Below are 1,632 nucleotides of genomic sequence, written 5' to 3'. Positions count from 1 at the left end.
CTACGAGGTCGCCGCGCAGATGGAATGGGATATTGACGCCCGGGACTGGGAAGAATTCCCTTTAACTCAGAAATGGTTTGCCACGGGCGAAGCCGTGGCCCATCTCCGCTACCTGGAGGAGACCGGAGCGGCCCGGAGAAAAGAGCGGAGCGGCACTGTTATCTTCCAGGTATCCTCCTGAGAGGAGGAGAGAGACAGGGGGACAGTTCCCGCGTAAAAATTGATTTCTTTCTACAAGACGGCGCGCTCAGGACGACATGTAGGGGCGGGGTTCCACCCCCGCCCGTGGCAATCAGACACGGAAGAGTGTTGTAGGGGCGAGGCATGCCTCGCCCGCTGGTGAGGCACTGGCGTTTGCGTTGTAGTGTCCGCTTGTTCTAAACGCGGAACTTGTATTGCTTTAACGGTAACCTACAACCTAGCGAAAGAAGTGGTAGGGGCGGGGTTCCATCCCCGCCCGTGTTGGCATCTCAATCGATGACTTAAAGTGACCGTTCCTTGACTCATAAAATATAAGGAGCAGCAGCCATGATCTCAGAAGAAGAAAAAAAAGTCCTATCACTTTTGGAAAAGCTGAACATCGCCTATACCCGTCACGAGCATCCTCCCGTTTATACAGTGGAAGAGGCCAGAAGGTATTACGGCGGGATGAAGGGGGCGCAATGCAAAAACCTGTTTCTCCGCAACGGCAAGGGGAACAGGCATTACCTGGTCATCCTCGAAGAATCAAAAAGAGCGGACTTAAAGCAGCTGGCCGAAAAGGCCGGTGAGAGCAAGCTCGGCTTTGCCTCGCCGAAGAGGCTTATGAAATATCTCGGCGTGGAGCCGGGCTCCGTCTCCGCTTTCGGCCTGATCAATGACCTTGAAAAAGAGGTTGTCGTTGTTCTGGACAAAGACCTGCTGAAAGCGGAGTGGATCAACTTCCATCCCAATGTCAACACCGCCACGTTGACGATCAGCATGGATGACTTTATTCGCTTCCTGGAACACTGCGGCAACCGCCTTTTGTGAGCGGCAACGGCATATGGGCAGGATCCCATATTAAAGGTCCCCCTTTTTTAAAGGGGGATTTAGGGGGATTTTGCTTTTCCCGTCCTGCCAATCCACGCCAGGGTTAATGTTTTTTTAAATCCCCCCCGGCCCCCCTTTTGCAAAGGGGGGAGTTGCTTAATTATACGGTACTTCTTTCGGGCGGCCACGAGGGCCGCCACTACGACGCGGTATGCATGTTGTTTTCCGGTACGTTTGCGGGCGGCTCATGAGCCGCCCCTACAAATTAGGTGAAGCAGAGGGGTAGGGGCGGGGTTCCATCCCCGCCCGCGGCAATCAATCCCGGAATAGATGTAGGTGCGGGCATGCCCGGCCCGAAGGAGGGTGGTTATTGCAGGCGGCTGTCGCATACAGCATTACCATCATCGCCGGCGAGGTGGAGTTGTTTATGCGGCAAAGGTTTTTGCTTATAACGCGGTATGCATGTTGTTTTCCGGTACGTTTGCGGGCGGCTCATGAGCCGCCCCTACAAATTAGGTGAATCAAAGGGGTGGGAGCGTGGTTCCATCCCCGCCCGCGGCAATCAATCCCGGAATAGATGTAGGTGCGGGCATGCCCGGCCCGAAGGATGGTGGTTATTGC

At 55.0% G+C, this 1,632-nt stretch carries 1 protein-coding gene and 1 pseudogene; both read left to right on the top strand.

What is annotated here, in order from left to right; genetic code table 11:
- A pseudogene (locus tag ACE4YL_RS14585) lies at window positions 1-181 on the top strand (MBL fold metallo-hydrolase); the annotation flags it as partial.
- 350 nt (window positions 182-531) lie between these two features.
- A complete protein-coding gene (locus ACE4YL_RS14580; protein WP_461369745.1) occupies window positions 532-1,011 on the top strand; it encodes a prolyl-tRNA synthetase associated domain-containing protein in 480 nt (159 codons plus the stop codon).
- Window positions 1,012-1,632: the final 621 nt, after the last annotated feature.

This window comes from Candidatus Darwinibacter acetoxidans, from assembly GCF_041936445.1.
In the GTDB taxonomy this organism is placed as follows: Bacteria; Bacillota; Limnochordia; order Darwinibacteriales; family Darwinibacteriaceae; genus DTU010.
Note: the sequence above shows the minus strand (reverse complement) of the source record. Positions and strands in the feature narration are given on the sequence as shown.